This is a genomic window from Hyphomicrobium sp. NDB2Meth4 (assembly GCF_900117445.1).
In the GTDB taxonomy this organism is placed as follows: domain Bacteria; phylum Pseudomonadota; class Alphaproteobacteria; order Rhizobiales; family Hyphomicrobiaceae; genus Hyphomicrobium_A.
The window spans coordinates 297,972-313,620 of sequence record NZ_FPEJ01000005.1; the positions used below are offsets into that span (position 1 = coordinate 297,972).

Consider the following 15,649-nt stretch of genomic DNA (forward strand, 5'->3'; position numbering starts at 1 on the left):
CTATGACAGAGACCGCACACGCGAACGCAGCGACCAGCGGCCCCGGCATGCGGGGCGAGATCTCAGCAAAGTGGGGCAAGTTCAGCTCCGCTGAAATCGCGGCCCTGAAGAGCAAGGACGATCTCGTGTCCCAGGTGCAGACGAAATACCAGCTCGACAAGGCGCAAGCCCAAAAGGATGTCGATGCCTTCGCGAAGGGGCGTCAGCTCTAAGCACGAGGCATTGCGCGGCTGGCGGCTCCTCGGCGCATGCTGAGCACCGCCGCCGGTTGCGCTCCGGACGCTGCAACGTCCCAATGTCCTGCGGTAGAGACCCCGGTGTTGAGGAAACAATGCCCCACCAATTCCGGATTGGCCAGATGGTCCACATCGTCCCTGCGCAGGATGGCTCGCAGCCTTCTCCATGCTCCTACAAGATTCTCCGGCTGTTGCCGCAAGTCGGCGTGCAGCGGCTCTATCGCATCAAGACAATCATGGAACCGCTGGAGCGGATCGTCGATGAGGCCGCCCTCGTGTGCCGGCCAGTCACGCTGACGCCGGTGATGTGAGGGCAGAGAAGCTCTGCTATTGCTAGGTCTTTCTCCGCTCTGGACGAGACGTTCTCGGCACTACGGCCTCAATCCGCGGCCAAGCGGTAGCCGATGCCGAGTTCGGTGAGGATGATCGCCGGCTCCTCGGGGTCGTGCTCGATCTTCTGACGTAGCTGCCCAATGTAGACGCGCAGGTACTGCGTATCCAGCGCATGCGCTGGTCCCCAAACAGCCGTCAGCAGTTGCTTATGTGTCATGACTTTGCCGGCGTGACGCCCAAGCAGCGCGAGCAGATCGAACTCGCGCGGCGTAAGTTTGATCTCCGCACCCTTGCGGGTCACGCGATGGCGGTCCGTATCAAGCTCGATCTCGCCGATCCTCATGATCGGCGTCTCCGGCTGGGCTTGCTTGCGGTGGCGAAGCGCGGCGCGCAGCCGGGCCATCAACTCACCCACGCCGAAAGGCTTGTTGATGAAGTCGTCGGCACCGAGATCCAAAGCCTCTATCTTCTCGGCCTCGCGGTCGCGTGCCGACAGGACGACGATAGGCACGCTCGACCACTGGCGCACCTGGCGGATGACGTCCTTGCCGTCACCGTCCGGAAGGCCGAGGTCGAGCACGACCACCTCCGGCGGCTGGCGCGCAATGAGCCTCGTCGCCTCCTCTACGCTTGCCGCAGAACTTACCTCGTAGCCGTTCGCCTCGAGCGCCGGCTTGAGGAAGCGCAAAATCGCTGCTTCGTCATCGACGACCATCACTTTAATTCGAGCCGTCATCGCACCTGCCCCGCGAGCCGAAATCTCATCGCCACGCGCGTGCCCCGGCCCTTCTCGACAGGACTCTCTGCCACGATAGACGCTTCGTGCGCCTCGATGATGCCTTTCGCGATCGCCAGTCCAAGTCCCGTGCTTTCTCCCCCGTCGGCCAAGGCCCGTCCGGGCCCTTCTGCGTGCACGAATTTCTCGAAAATATGCGGAAGCGCCGCCTCGGCGATGCCTGGCCCGTCGTCGGTGACACGCAGAGAAAGCGATCTATCGTCGACGACAGCATCGATGACGACGCGAGTATCGGCCAACGTGTGAATGACGGCGTTGCCAACGACGTTTGAGAGAGCCTGCTCAAGCAGCCTCGCGTCGGCATGCACGAGTGGAAGATCGCCGGGAAGGTCCACCTCGATTTTCTGTCTGGCCCCGCGGCGGCGCGCAGCACTAGCGACCCTCTCGGCAATCTCACGCACGTCCACCCAATCCTTTCGAACCTCCAGCGCTCCCGCATCGATACGCGTCATCGACAAGAGATTGCGCACCATCTCGTCTAGCGCTTCTGCCTCACTCTTCACCTGATCAAGCAGTTCCAGCCTTGTCTTCGCGTCGAGCTTGTCTCCATAGTCGATGAGGCTCGTCGCCGAACCAAGTATCGACGCAAGTGGCGTGCGAAAATCGTGCGATATCGATGCAAGCAGCGTGTTGCGTATTCGCTCGGTCTCCGCCGCACCGCGCGTGCGCACGATCTCCCGCGACAACGACGCGCGATCGAGGGCGGTCGCGGTCTGCTCGGCCAGCGCCTCGAACAGAATGCGGGCCTCAGGATCGAGCTTCTCGCCGTCATCGCCGAGACCAACGCCGATGACGCCAAGGACGCCGTGCGCGGTGCGCATAGGCAGAAACAACCAGCCTACGGAAGGAAGCGTTGCCGTGTCAGTGCCGGCCGGCTCGTCGTGCTTCAACGCCCAGCGTGCAGCCGTCATCTCACCGGTTCCGAGCGCCTCCAGCGGCGGCCATGCGGCGGCAATTTCGGGCTCCTCGTTGGCGCCCAGCAGGATCACGGTCGGGCGTGCGAGACCGGCGTGGACCGCGCCCACGGCGGCGTCCGGTATATCCTCGTATTTGGCTATGCCAGCCAGTCGGCGTGTGAACTCATAGAGCCGGCGCGTCGCGCGCATGCGATCGGCAGCCAATCGCGCCTGCTCGCGCACGCGGCCAGCGAGCGTGGATATGATCACCGCGACGGCCAAGAAGACCATGAGCGCCAGCAGCTCATGCGGCTCGGCCACCGTGAAGGTGTAGAGGGGCTCGATGAAGAACAGATTATAGGCGAGGAAAGACAATACCGAAGCATAGACGGCGGGCCAAATGCCGAACGTGACGGCAGAGGCCGCAACCGCCAGCAGAAAGATCATGGAGATGTTGGGAAACGTAGTCAGACGCGTCAATCCCTCCGCGACGCCGATCGCGACCGCGACCGCGATCGTCGCCCACAGGAAGGAGCGGGGTTCCAGCGGCTGACGCCTCGGCGCCGGAAGCGCTCCGCGCGCCCTCTCGCGCTCGCGGCTGGTAATGACGTGCACCGCCACACCGTCGGCGCGGCGAAGAAGCTCATGCGGCAGCGAGCGGCGCAACATCTCCGTGACGAACCCGCCGCGCGAGCGCCCGAGCACAATTTGCGTCACGTTTTCAAACTTGGCGAAGCGCAAAAGCTCCGCCGCAATATCGCTCGCGGTGAGGGTGCTCGTCTCGGCCCCGAGCGTACGCGCAAGCTCCAGCGCGGCTTCAACGTTGCGCCTTGCCCCGGCATCGAGCTGCTCGCTGGGACGCTCGACTGTCACCGCCATCCACGGCGCATCCATGACGTCGGCGAGCCGCTTGCCAGCGCGGACGATAGAGACGGCATCGCGATCTGGACCGATGCATGCGAGGATACGTTCGCGCGCAGGCCACGGCCCTTCGATTGCTTGTGCCCGCATGTGCTCGATCAGGTCGGCATCGATGCGTTCGGCAGCGCGCCTCAGCGCTAGCTCGCGCAGGGCTGTGAGATTTTCCGGCTTGAAGAAGCGCTTGCGCGCTCTGTCCGCCATATCTGGGACGTAGACCTTGCCCTCGGCGAGCCGCTTCAGCAGTTCGTCCGTCGGCAGATCGACCAGCACGACCTCATCGGCATCCTCGAAGACGTAGTCAGGCACGGTCTCCCGTACCTTCACGCCCGTGATCTTCTGCACGATGTCGTTGAGCCCTTCGAGGTGCTGGATGTTCAGCGTCGTCCATACATCGATGCCGGCAGCAAGCAGCTCCTCTACGTCCTGCCAGCGCTTCGGATGCCGGCTGCCGGGAATATTGGTGTGCGCCAGCTCGTCAAGCAGCAGCAGACCCGGGCGGCGCGCCAAGGCCTTGTCGATGTCGAACTCGGAAAGGATCTTGTTGACGTAGATTGCCGGCTTTCGCGGAATGCCCTCAAGGCCCTCCGACAGCGCGTCGGTCTCCCTACGCCCGTGCGTCTCGACCAGCCCTACGACGACGTCGCGGCCCTCCACCTTGGCGGCGTGGGCAGCACTCAACATGGCAAACGTCTTACCGACACCCGGCGCGGCACCGAGGAATATCTTTAGGCGCCCGCGACCGCTCGCCTTGGTAACGGCGAGGATGGCATCCGGCGAGGCTCTTTGCTTTGGTGTCGAAGCGGGCATGGCTTCGCCAGGTTCTCTACTGAGCGCCGAGGCTATCGAGGGCGAGGTTGAGCCGCAAGACGTTGACCCGAGGCTCGCCGAGCACTCCTAACGCGCGTCCTTCCACTTCCCCGTTAACGAGGCGGCGCAAACGGTCCTCCGTCACACCCCGGGCCTTGGCGACGCGCGGAATTTGCATCAACGCGTTCTGAGGCGAGATGTCCGGATCGAGGCCGCTCGATGATGTGGTCACCGCATCGACCGGAACCGGTCCGGCAATGCCCTCCTTGCGCAGCTCATCGACGCTGCCCTGCACGCGCTCAATCAACTTCTTGGTGATCGGCCCGAGATTAGAGCCAGTCGATGCCGCCGCGTTGTAGGGCGCATCGACGGTCTTGCTCGGGTCGAACGCATCGGTGCCAATGGTGGCCGACGGGCGCGGATGGAAGTATCGCTCCGACGTGAACGCCTGACCTACGAGGGCCGAACCAACAACCTTGCCGTCCCTGCGAACGAGACTACCCAGCGCCTGATCCTGCATCATGACCCAGGCCACTCCAGAGACAGCCAGTGGATAGACGACGCCGGTCAACACAGTGAAGCTGAGCAACATGACCACTGCGATGCGCAATTGCTGAAGCATGGTCTTTTCTCCTAGACGAGGTGCAGGCTCGATACCGCGAGGTCCACAAGCTTGATGCCGATAAAAGGCGCGGCAAGACCGCCGAGGCCGTAGACGAGAAGATTACGCCGCAAGAGGGCCGCAGCGCCGATCGGCCGGTACGCGACACCCTTCAGCGCCAAGGGGATGAGCGCGACGATGATGAGCGCATTGAAGATGACGGCGGAGAGTATTGCGCTTTCCGGTGTCGCCAGATGCATGATGTTGAGCGCGCCGAGTTCAGGCAGCGAAGCGACGAACAGCGCCGGGATGATGGCGAAATACTTCGCAACATCGTTGGCGATCGAGAAAGTCGTCAGCGACCCGCGCGTCATCAGCAGCTGCTTGCTTATCTCAACGACTTCGATGAGCTTGGTCGGGTTGGAATCGAGATCGACCATATTGCCGGCCTCGCGCGCCGCCTGCGTGCCCGACTGCATGGCAACTGCAACGTCGGCTTGTGCCAGAGCCGGGGCATCATTCGTGCCGTCGCCGCACATGGCGATCAGCCGCCCTTCAGCCTGCTCATTGCGGATGTAGCGCAGCTTATCCTCCGGTGTCGCCTCGGCGACGAAATCGTCGACGCCGGCTTCAGAGGCAATGGCCGCCGCGGTCACAGGATTGTCGCCAGTGATCATCACCGTTTTGATGCCCATGCGCCGAAGCTGCGCAAACCGCTCCTTGATATCCGGCTTCACGACGTCCTTGAGGTGGATGACGCCGAGGAGCCGGTCGCCCTCGACAAGGCCGAGCGGCGTCCCGCCTGCGCGTGCAATCCGGTCCACGGAGGCGCGGAATGCCGGTGGCTCGGCGACGGACTGCGTCCCACCGGCGAACTTCAGCACGGCATCGACCGCACCCTTACGCAGCTTTCGAGTTTCGATGTCGATTCCCGAAAGACGGGTGCTCGCCGAGAACGCGATGAAGGTTCCCTGAGGGACATTGCCCGGCAGCGCGAGGCCGTATTTCTCCTGCGCCAGCGTCACGATTGAGCGGCCCTCGGGCGTCTCGTCAGCGAGACTCGCAAGCAGAGCTGCTTCCGCGGCTTCGCGTTCCGATACGCCGGGCACGGGCACGATCTCCGTGGCCAACCTGTTGCCGAAGGTGATGGTACCCGTCTTGTCGAGGAGTAACGTATCGACGTCGCCTGCGGCCTCGACGGCGCGCCCCGACATAGCGAGCACATTGAATCGCAGCAGTCTATCCATGCCGGCGATACCGATGGCCGAAAGCAGCCCGCCGATGGTTGTTGGGATGAGCGTCACGAGCAGCGCCACGAGCACGGTGACCGCTATGCTGGTCCCCGAGTAGGCGCCAAGGCCCGTCAGCGTAACCACAGCAATAAGGAAGACGATGGTCATGCCCGCAAGCAGGACGTTGAGCGCGATCTCGTTCGGCGTCTTCTGCCTCTCGGCGCCTTCGACGAGCGCAATCATGCGGTCAAGGAAGGATGAGCCCGGCGAGGAGGTAATGCGCACGACTATCCAGTCGGACAATACCGTCGTGCCGCCCGTGACGGCGGAGCGATCGCCACCCGCTTCGCGGATAACCGGCGCGGATTCGCCGGTCACGGCAGCCTCGTTCACCGAGGCGACACCTTCGATAATCTCGCCATCACCGGGGATGATCTCGCCCGCGACCACGAGAACGTTATCGCCGGGGCGCAAGTCGAGCGCCGAGACCGTCTCACGGCGCTCGCGATTCTTCGGGTCCGACAGGCGGTTCGCCAACGTCTCGGTGCGCGTCTTGCGCAGAGACTCGGCCTGTGCCCGGCCACGGCCTTCGGCTAGCGCCTCGGCGAAATTGGCGAACAGCACCGTGAACCAGAGCCACGCTGCAATCTGGCCGCTGAATGCCGACGGCTGGCCGGCGATCAGATCGCGCGCAAACAGAACGGTGACCAGCGCCGATACGACCGCCGTGACGAACATCACCGAGTTCTTAATCAGCTGGCGCGGGTCGAGTTTGCGGACGGCATCGGCCGCGGCTCGCCACAGTAGCGAGCCATCGAACGAAGCGGAGTTGTAGAGCTTGCGAACCATGGATGAAGCCTCCTGAAGTCGCAGGTCAAAACGTCTTGCCGGCAAGCATCTGGAAATGCTCGGCGATGGGACCGAGTGCTAGCGCCGGGAAGAATTCCAAACCGCTGACGATGACGATCACGCCTGCGAGCAGAGCGACGAACAGGGCTCCGTCGGTCGGGAACGTGCCACTGGATGGCGCGAGCCTCGGCTTCGCCGCGAGTGAGCCAATGATCGCCATCACCGGAACGATGATGCCAAACCGGCAGGCCAACATGGTGATGCCCAAAGTCGTATCGTACCAGGGCGCGTTGGCAGTGAGACCAGCGAATGCCGAGCCGTTATTTCCAGCGGCCGACGAGAAGGCATAAAGGATCTCGCTGTAGCCGCGCGGGCCTGGGTTATTGAGGCCTGCCAGAGCGGCGGGCAAAACAGCCGAGACCGCGCTGAAACCTAGGATGAAGGCCGGCATGATGAGAATTGCCAGCATGGCCATCTTCACTTCCTTGGCCTCGAGCTTCTTGCCGAGATACTCGGGCGTCCGCCCGACCATCAGACCGGCAACGAACATGGCGATGATGGCGAACACGACGATGCCATAGAGACCGGAACCGACACCGCCGGGAACGACCTCACCGATCTGGATGAGCAGAAGAGGAACCAGGCCGCCGAGCGGCATGTACGAGTCGTGCATCGAGTTGACGGAGCCGTTCGAGGCACCAGTAGTGAACGTCGCCCATACCGCGGACTGCGGGATGCCGAAGCGAACCTCCTTGCCTTCCATGTTTCCGCCGTCGACGCCCATCGCGTGCATGAACGGATTGCCCGCCGCTTCGGCCCAATAGGCGATGGCGCAGCCGACGATCATGAAGAGCATCATTACGCCGAGCAGCGCCCATCCCTCGCGCTCGCGGCCGATCATGCGCCCGAAGGCAACGGCCAGCGCGAGGGCCAGGGCGAGAATCCCCCAAGCCTCCAGCGTGTTGGTCCATATGTTGGGGTTCTCGTAGGGATGAGCCGAGTTGACATTGAAGAAACCGCCACCGTTGGTGCCGAGTTGCTTGATGGCGAGTTGGCTGGCAACGGGTCCCTGAGCGATGGTCTGCTTGGCGCCTTCCAGGGTCGTCGCATCGATGTAGTTCGACAAGTTCTGCGGCACACCGAGCGCGATGAGCGCGAACGCCATGACGATCGACAAGGGCACAAGCACGTAGAGCGTCACGCGAGTGAGATCGACCCAGAAATTTCCCACCGTACTAGCGTTTGCGCGAGAGAACGCACGAGCGAGCGGAACGATGATCGCCATCCCAGTCGCTGCGGAAACGAAGTTCTGCACCGTCAGTCCGACCATCTGGCTGAAATACGAAAGCGTGGTCTCGCCGCCGTAGCTCTGCCAGTTGGTGTTGGTGACGAACGACACCGCCGTGTTGAAGGCGAGGTGCTCGCTCAAGGCGCCGAAGCCTTGCGGATTGAGCGGCAGGAAGCCCTGCAGCCGGAGGATAGCGTAGAGCAGCACGAAGCCGGCGGCATTGAAGGCGAGGAGTGCGGCAACGTACTGCAGCCAGGTTTGCTCGCGGGTTTGATCGACGCCGGCGAGCGCGTAGATGCGCCCTTCTACCGGCATCAGCGCAGGTGTGAGAAAGCAGCGCCTTCCGTCCATGACTGTAGCAAGGAACGACCCTAAGGGGCGCGCCGTCAACACGACGAGCGCGAGCATGATGGCGATCTGAAGCCAGCCGTTGAGTGTCATCGGTTTTGTCCAAGTTGCGCGGCGATGCGCGCTCAGAGCTTCTCGGGATGGAGAAGCGCAAAGACGAGATAGATCGCGAGGAAAAGGGCGACGCCGCCGCCGAGGATAAGATCGAGCATCGCCAGCCTCACTCTTTCGCGGCCCAGCGGGCGTAAAGATGCATGAGGCCGAAGAGCGCCAACCCGAGCGCGAGGTAGGTTAGGTCCAGCATTTAGTCCTCCTGTCGCCACCGACGTGGAGGAGCTAAGGGACCTCACATAAGGATTCGATATGGATTTCAGGGGCCCCGCGTAAGGATCGCATAAAGGCGGCACACAGAGCCGCCTCCATTCACGGCGCTATGCCAGTGCGGACATCGTCCCTTCTGCGATCTCGTTCGTATTATCGGGGTTTCTAATGCGCGCGCCCAGCATCTTGCTTCGTCGTCAGTCGACGCGAACACGAATTGACTGAGTTTGCGGCCTGTCGTTCGCAGATACTTATTGCAAAGACCTCGACCGGCGGGAGTTGCGTGGCCAGCCGGTCGAGGCAGGCATCTGACGCAGGCGTAGGACTCTGCGTCAAATTTCTAGCGGGCAGCTCAGAAGCTGATCTTTGCGCCCGAGAACACCGTGTCGTAGTCCTCGACGTCGATCGCTACGCCTTTGAGATCGGCCGAGTAGTGGCGATAGGCCACATACAGATCTAGTGAGGCCGCGTCGATCGATTGGACGGCCGCAAGGCCCCAAACGTCTACGTCCGAGCTCTTAATCGCAGCGTTGCTCTTGGCCTGGCCGAAATCACCCTGGTAGTACTCTCCGTAGAGTGTCGTGTTGCCAAGCGGGTTCCACTTGCGCTGGATGCCCGCCTGAATGTTCCAGTTCGAATAGTTGCGGTCGTTGCCCGCACCGACGACTTTCTGGGCAAGCTCGGTCTCACCATACGCGAACGTCACGAACAGGCCCGTCCCAGTGTGCAGAATGCTAGCAGAGCCACCCAGCGTCGTGCCGCGGTCGTTGCCGGCCGCGGTCGACCCACCGAACTTTTGAGTGGCATCGGTGATCTCGCCGTAGCTGATGCCAGCGGCAAGCTTGAAGCCCTGAAACTCGCCCGCATACTTCAAAGCAACCGCCCAAAAGTCATCCTCACCCCAGTTAGCGGACGCGACGAACCCGCCGAACTCAGGTGAATCGTAGCGGACGAGATTGTATCGATCACCTTCGCCTACACCTGTGCTCTGTCCGAACGTCAGGTCCGTCCAGGTTGCCCCGACCGATCCGCCGGCACTGTTGCGCAGGCTCACGGCACCGTTCGGTGTGAAGATCGTGATCGGCTTGTCCACAAGCACCGTCTTGGCAAGCGACAGCTCGGTGATGCCATCGTTGACAGCGGACGTCTGTCCGACAGTCACCTTACCCAACTTCTTGCTTTCCAGGAACCAAGCACTGTGGCGCAGCGTGAACGAGCTTGCCGCAAGGGCATCGGCTGTATTGCTCGACTGAGCAGCCGAGGCCACGCCGATCTCGAGGATGTAGCCCGCAGACCAATCGCTATCGATCTTTGCCTTACCCACGAAACGGAACCGCGAAGGGTCACTACCGTTCGTCGTCACATAGGTATTGCTTTCAGCACCGTCGTCCCACCACTGAACGGCCTGGTTGACCCAGCCCGAGACAGTCAGCGAAACCTTGCGATTGCCCTTGCGTGCGGTGGTTGCCTCAAGCTCAGCGACCCGCTCTTCCAAGTCCGCTACGCCGTCCGATCCCAGATCGGCTGCATAGGCAGGAACCCCACCCGCAAACAATCCCGCACTTAGAACCAACGCTAGGTTGGCCCTACCCCATACTCCCCCGTACATCGCGTACTCCTAACGCTACAGTTACGCCACGAAACTGACGCTCACTAAATCGCCCCGGCGATCTATTGCTGCGAGGCGAATGCGCTGAGAAGTACGGTTCGAATTCCCTCATTCAAAATAACTAAAAATGCACACCATATGGCCAGCCATCACACCAACCGCAGCCGCTATCGGCCAACACGTTGGAAATAGACAGATTTCCGACAATACTTTCTAAACAAAACAATGCTGCAAATACGCAACAGACACATAAATTCACATCAGCCAATTTTACCACCCAATTTCACATACAAATGAAGCCAAATAGCAGACACAAATAGTGCGACTCAACATGTTGTACTTCCGCACTAATTTAACAAGCAAAACCGAGGCGAAACTGTCGCAGCAACCACATATAGCAGCGGTCGCGACCAATTTAATGGGACACTGAAGCGGACGAAATAGAAGCAACCATGGACAGGCCGCCCCCGGCCCCAGAAGCCAGAGCCAATATCATGGATTATCGGCCCACTTCAGCAGCCACTGGGCCATTTATTGAATGCCGCAATAGGCCACAAATGCGCAAGCCGAGCCAAATAGCAAACCCAATAACATTTCACCCGTGATAAGCAGAATTATTGCGCACCAGATTTAGCGCGATAGCCTCTCGGCAGCCCAATAAAATGTACGCGGTAAATGTCGCGTCCATAGGCCGCATGAAAGCGGAAGGCTGCGTTGGTTCAGGAGGCTTTTGTTTTGAAAGAGACTTGCACGCTATCCGCGAAACGTGAGGCCGAATGCGGCCCCGCCACGCGTCAGCTGACCATGCTGGAGGGAAGCATCGTCAGATAGAGGACACCATCGTCATCCCCCACATTCCGATAGCCGTGAGCGCGATCAGCAGGGAACCCCAGCGAGTCGCCGCCAGCTAGCGTCACCGCCTGCTCGCCGGCGACTGTCACCGCGATGATGCCTTGCGTCACAACCAGGTGTGCCGTTGTCCCGAAACCGCGCGCTTCGCCTTCTTCAAAGTGACCGCGCGCGATGGCCAACTCGAAGAACTCGACGCCGACCTGATGGCCAGACAACGGACGGATTACGAATTTGCCATCGCTCGACCTGACTGTGACAGAGCGCGAGCGCCGCAGCACGCGTGTCGCAGGCCGCGCGCCCACATCCATCAGGCTTGCAAGCGGAGCCCCCAACGCCTCGGCCAATCTCGACAGCACAGTCACTGTAGGCACACTGCGCCCGAGCTCTATCCGGCCGATCATGCCCCTGCTGACACCTGACAGCGTTGCCAGCTTTTCGAGAGAAAGTCCGGTACGCGCCCGGTGCCGGCGCAAGTTATCGCCCACACGCGTAGCTAGCTCGCTTTTTGCTGTGGACGCTATGGGACCACCACTCGTCGACGTGGCGTTCTCCTCGGCATCTGACACATGTGAGCGATCGTCCACCACTGCACCCTCGCACCGCCAACGCATGAGCCAAGGGATTTTGTGCCGTGCCGCGACTACGCCTCACCAGGGGGATGCCACTAGCATCGCCCCAGGTGGGCACGTCGCCCAGTCCAACCAATTGGATTCCGCTTTCGCGCAGTCGAAACAGCCCCAATCCCCACTCAAGGATTAGCCGTGGGCTGCGCGGCCCTCAACAAAGAAGAAATGCTTAGAATATGCGCGCTTTCGTGCGGCAGTCCGGCGCAGCAGACATACAGGCAGAGCGGGCGCTTACGTCACCACGGGGCAGCTCTCGTCGCGCGACCATGCCGCAAAGCTCGGGTAATAGATGCGAACATCATCAAATCCCGCCCGCACCGCAGCCGCCGCAGCCAACGCAGCCCTTCCGCCAGCGTCGCATAACGTCACCACGCTGTCGTCGGCTCGCCCGCCGGCGCGCTCCATGAGTTGTACGAGATCCTCGGGCGAGCGAATGCGACCGTCGCGAAGCAAAGATGCATGAGGCACATGTCTCGCCCCTGGCAAATGTCCGCCGCGATCATTCTGCCGCAGATCTTCGCCGTCGTACTCAGCGCGTGTCCGCACATCTACAATGGCAACATCCGTTTCCAGCGCATCTCTTAGATCAGAGCGGCTGATCAGCTTCACAACCTCACCAGCACCCTGAAGATCACCCGCTGAAGACGGCACCGGAGCACCAGCAATCTTATCATGTAGCGCCTCGATCGCCGGCCATCCGCCATTGACGATCCGCGCTTCAATGCCGAAGTGCTGCAGGATCAGCCATGCGCGAGACGCTTCGATCAACCGGCCATCATCGTAGACGACGACAGGACGCTGGCCATCGATCCCGAGCCTGGCGAACTCGCCTCGCCAGTAGTTCCCATCATCGAGCGCATCCTCAGTGGAGCGCGCTTTTGGCTCCCAGACCTCAACGGGAATGCGCCGGGCGTTCTTGACGTGGCCATCTTCGAATACACCGAAGGAGCGGGCATCACAGACATATACTTCGCCCAGCCCGACAACAGCGGACGCATCGATGAAGGGGTCATTTGACATTAAGATACTCCAATCGCTGAACTGTCCCGGTTCCCCTCTGCCAGCACCTTGCCACTACGCAACCAGGTGCCCCCGGCCCGACCCTATGCGCCCGGCACCGGCGCCCCAATCAACAAAAGCTGCATTACTTATTCCACGCGTTACCCGCTTCCCTCGCAGATGAAATTACAATGCTGATTTGCTTCGTTGCCTCGCGACGAACCCTCTGTAGTCTCTGCGGTGACGGTCTCGTTCGTTCGCCTGTGTCGGCGGGCGCGACCGAATTAGCTTCCTTCCCAGACGAACACACACTAAGCCCCGCATCGCGGGGCTTTCTTTTTTGTGTGGCTGTTCGCTCTGCGGCGCGGCAGCAAACTGCGCGCCGCATCACGGAGCGGTGCTAGGAGTGGATTGCATTCAAGATTTTCGTATTGGCCGCGCACGCTGCTTTTTGCCAAGTGTCAGTGGCGTTCCGCCTCGTGCGAGATATCCCATGTTGACGATCGAAGACTATTGGATCACCTGGATCATCGTCGGCAGCCTCTCAGGCACCGTCTCGTCTTTCACACTTCGCAGTGATGAAGTCTACTATGCCCGCATGATCGATGGCATCCTCGGCGCCTGCGTAGGCGGCGAGATCATTCGCCGATGGGATCCTCTGCTTGTCACCGCCACCACCGGATTGGTCACAGCCGCCGTGACCAGCGCTCTCTTCCTTTTGGTAATCAGCCGGCTTCGCCGCTTGCGGGCCCTACACCGGTGAGGTCGCATGCGCGTTGACCAGTTGGTTCGCCAGAACAGCCGTCTGCTGGCGGATATCGGGAATGCTGATCGACTCCCAGAATTGTCCGCGCGTCAGTGGACCGATCGCGTAGAGATCGCTCGCCGCCTCGCCTGCATCATCGATGAGTGCGCAGTCTCTATCTACTGCCAACCCGAAACCATGGCGTCCGGTCCGAGCAAGTCCCTGTGTGAGCAGGCTTTGCAGGACCGGATTATTCGACTGCGCCGGATCGAGCTCGAAGCCTCTGCAATCAATGATCCCTTGAACAACGAGCTTTTGCTCGAAGTCCGTCCCACGACCACCGATTACGACCTCCGCCGCCTCACCAATGTCGGACACCGATTGCAGCCGGCCCGCGATCACACGCAGCCGATCCTCTCGCTGCAGCCGATCCAGCACGTTCGCAACGAAAGGTGCAAGGCGATGCCGACGCACGTCGTATCTCGAACGCGCGTGGCGGATGAAGCGAGCCTGCTCCGCATCGGATAGACTCTGCCAGAGCTCTTGAGCATGCGGCCGTAAGCCATCAAGGACTGCGCGCCAATCAGATCCGGCACTTTCCGCCTGCTTGGCGAGAATGCGGACCCAGCGCCATACCGCGCTCAATCTCGCCCCGAATGGAACCTCTCGCGCATCGATACGCGCCGGCTCGACAGGCTTGTGCACCGACGGCATGAAGCCGTGACGCGACAGCAACGTGATCCTGCCGCGATACCCCGCAGCTAGCAGAAGCTGCACGTGATCAATTGCCGAGTGCCCGGTGCCCAGGATCAGCACATCCTGCACCGATGCGAGCGCATCCGTATCGATGGGCGCCCACGCCAGCCATTGATGCGGAAAACGGTTCTGAGGCTTCACGCCGTAGCCGGTGGCCAGAACGACGGCGTCGCCCGCAATCTGCCGCCCGTTCTCCAGTCCGACAACTACGCCCGAAGCCGTCCGTTCGAGCGAGGTCGCGAGCCCGTGAATGGTCTGCAACCTGTCACGTCCCAATGGAGACAGCGTCAGCGCGTCCAGCTGCTCCGCTAGATACCGTCCGTAGATCCTGCGCGGCACGAACCGGAAACGCCCCTCACCTGTTACGTTCTCTGTGCTCGAAGTTCCATCGAGCCAATCGAGCAGGTGATCCGGAACGTCCAGGTAAGCGCTCATGTTCGCTGCGCGAACGTTGAGCAAGTGAAACGGCGCGGCTTCACCATAGGCAAAGCCACGCGCGAGAAGAGGGCGTGACTCGATGAGCGTGGCAGTCACTCCACCGCTCGCACGCAGCAGGTTCAGGGCAAGCAGCGCACCGCTAGCGCCACCGCCGACGATGATAATATGACGAATGGCTACCCCCATGCCCAAGCTTAGACTTGCTCGAGGATCTTCGATTGCAGCGCAACGATCGCAGCGTCTGAGCGCCGGCGCGGTCGCGGGATGGTGATCGGAACATCGTAGGTGATCTGCCCATCCCTGATCACCACGACGCGATCCGCGAGCAATACGGCCTCAGACACATCGTGGGTAATAAGCAGTGTCGTAAACCCGTGTTGCAGCCACAGCCGCTCCAGCAGAGCGTGCATGTCGCTGCGGGTCAATGCGTCGAGGGCACCGAACGGCTCATCGAGAAGCAAGATGGACGGATGGCTGACAAGAACGCGTGCCAGCGCTACACGCTGGCGCTGGCCGCCCGACAGCACCGCCGGCCAATCGCTCTGACGATCGACAAGACCCACATCACCAAGCGCGGCCAGGGACGCCTCGCGCCACCCAGGGCGGCGGGCGATCCCGACATTGTTCAGGACGGTCTGCCAGGGGAGCAGGCGCGCATCCTGGAAGAGAAGCCGCACGGACGGCTGCAAGCCATTAACAGGCACCCCATCGATGCGAACCTCGCCCGCGCCGGGTTTATCCAGACCGACGATGAGCCGCATAAGCGTTGACTTCCCGACACCCGAGCGCCCCACGACAGCAACGAACTGCCGCGCGGGGATGTCCAACGTCAGGCCATTGAGAACTTTCCGCTCGCCGAAGGCGACGTGCAGTCCGTCCAGACTGAGGGGGCGCCCCAAGGCGGCGTCGGCATCCACCACCGGCGCGACGTCGCTCGACACCGGCTCTTGTGTGACTTCGACGCGCTTCAGCGCCGGTGACGTTGAATTTCCCAAC

The 15,649-nt window shown here is 61.6% G+C and carries 14 protein-coding genes; 4 read left to right on the top strand and 10 right to left on the bottom strand.

Features of this window, described 5'->3' with window-relative positions; all coding sequences use genetic code 11:
* The first annotated feature begins 2 nt into the window (after positions 1-2).
* Together NDB2M4_RS10335 and NDB2M4_RS10340 are read left to right on the top strand one after the other, a co-directional pair.
* On the top strand, positions 3-212 hold the full coding sequence (locus tag NDB2M4_RS10335; protein WP_072374265.1) for a hypothetical protein: 210 nt from the start codon (positions 3-5) through the stop codon (positions 210-212).
* Positions 213-331: 119 nt separating this feature from the next.
* Positions 332-547 carry a hypothetical protein gene (locus NDB2M4_RS10340; RefSeq protein ID WP_139247195.1) on the top strand — a complete coding sequence of 72 codons (216 nt, stop codon included), beginning with the start codon at positions 332-334 and terminating at the stop codon, positions 545-547.
* A 68-nt stretch (positions 548-615) separates the two neighbouring features.
* Here NDB2M4_RS10340 and NDB2M4_RS10345 read toward each other — a convergent pair whose 3' ends face one another.
* From NDB2M4_RS10345 to kdpA, 5 genes are read right to left on the bottom strand one after another with little or no spacing between them, the layout of a single operon-like run.
* Entirely contained in the window at positions 616-1,305 is a 690-nt protein-coding gene (locus tag NDB2M4_RS10345) for a response regulator (protein WP_072374271.1), read from the bottom strand.
* Positions 1,302-3,989 (bottom strand): sensor histidine kinase, encoded by a 2,688-nt coding sequence (locus tag NDB2M4_RS10350; protein ID WP_072374273.1) that lies wholly within the window; start codon positions 3,987-3,989, stop codon positions 1,302-1,304. Before NDB2M4_RS10350 ends, NDB2M4_RS10345 begins: the two co-directional genes overlap by 4 nt.
* Positions 3,990-4,005: 16 nt before the next feature.
* Positions 4,006-4,611 carry a potassium-transporting ATPase subunit KdpC gene (kdpC, locus tag NDB2M4_RS10355; protein WP_072374276.1) on the bottom strand — a complete coding sequence of 202 codons (606 nt, stop codon included), beginning with the start codon at positions 4,609-4,611 and terminating at the stop codon, positions 4,006-4,008.
* An 11-nt stretch (positions 4,612-4,622) separates the two neighbouring features.
* Positions 4,623-6,671, bottom strand: a complete 2,049-nt coding sequence (kdpB, locus tag NDB2M4_RS10360; RefSeq protein WP_072374279.1) for a potassium-transporting ATPase subunit KdpB — start codon at positions 6,669-6,671, stop codon at positions 4,623-4,625.
* Between the two features lie 25 nt (positions 6,672-6,696).
* The gene (gene kdpA, locus NDB2M4_RS10365) at positions 6,697-8,400 is read right to left on the bottom strand and encodes a potassium-transporting ATPase subunit KdpA (protein ID WP_072374282.1); all 1,704 of its coding nucleotides are present in this window, start codon (positions 8,398-8,400) and stop codon (positions 6,697-6,699) included.
* Between kdpA and NDB2M4_RS20475 the strand changes: the two genes are divergently transcribed.
* Entirely contained in the window at positions 8,394-8,555 is a 162-nt protein-coding gene (locus tag NDB2M4_RS20475) for a hypothetical protein (RefSeq protein ID WP_244536126.1), read from the top strand. The genes kdpA and NDB2M4_RS20475 overlap by 7 nt on opposite strands.
* Positions 8,556-8,980: 425 nt before the next feature.
* Here the strand turns inward: NDB2M4_RS20475 and NDB2M4_RS10375 are convergent, their stop codons facing one another.
* The 3 genes from NDB2M4_RS10375 to NDB2M4_RS10385 form a co-directional block, all read right to left on the bottom strand.
* The gene (locus NDB2M4_RS10375; RefSeq protein WP_072374288.1) at positions 8,981-10,237 is read right to left on the bottom strand and encodes a porin; all 1,257 of its coding nucleotides are present in this window, start codon (positions 10,235-10,237) and stop codon (positions 8,981-8,983) included.
* 794 nt (positions 10,238-11,031) lie between these two features.
* On the bottom strand, positions 11,032-11,673 hold the full coding sequence (locus tag NDB2M4_RS10380; RefSeq protein WP_171988076.1) for a helix-turn-helix domain-containing protein: 642 nt from the start codon (positions 11,671-11,673) through the stop codon (positions 11,032-11,034).
* 273 nt (positions 11,674-11,946) lie between these two features.
* On the bottom strand, positions 11,947-12,735 hold the full coding sequence (locus tag NDB2M4_RS10385; protein ID WP_072374291.1) for a sulfurtransferase: 789 nt from the start codon (positions 12,733-12,735) through the stop codon (positions 11,947-11,949).
* A gap of 472 nt (positions 12,736-13,207) precedes the next feature.
* Between NDB2M4_RS10385 and NDB2M4_RS10390 the strand changes: the two genes are divergently transcribed.
* Positions 13,208-13,477 carry a hypothetical protein gene (locus NDB2M4_RS10390; RefSeq protein ID WP_072374294.1) on the top strand — a complete coding sequence of 90 codons (270 nt, stop codon included), beginning with the start codon at positions 13,208-13,210 and terminating at the stop codon, positions 13,475-13,477.
* Here the strand turns inward: NDB2M4_RS10390 and NDB2M4_RS10395 are convergent.
* Together NDB2M4_RS10395 and NDB2M4_RS10400 are read right to left on the bottom strand one after the other, a co-directional pair.
* A complete protein-coding gene (locus NDB2M4_RS10395) occupies positions 13,466-14,839 on the bottom strand; it encodes an FAD/NAD(P)-binding protein (RefSeq protein WP_072375038.1) in 1,374 nt (457 codons plus the stop codon). The two genes, NDB2M4_RS10390 and NDB2M4_RS10395, sit on opposite strands and share 12 nt — an antisense overlap.
* An 8-nt stretch (positions 14,840-14,847) precedes the next feature.
* Positions 14,848-15,648: an ATP-binding cassette domain-containing protein gene (locus NDB2M4_RS10400; protein ID WP_244536127.1), complete on the bottom strand. Its 801-nt coding sequence runs from the start codon at positions 15,646-15,648 to the stop codon at positions 14,848-14,850.
* Position 15,649 lies beyond the last annotated feature (1 nt).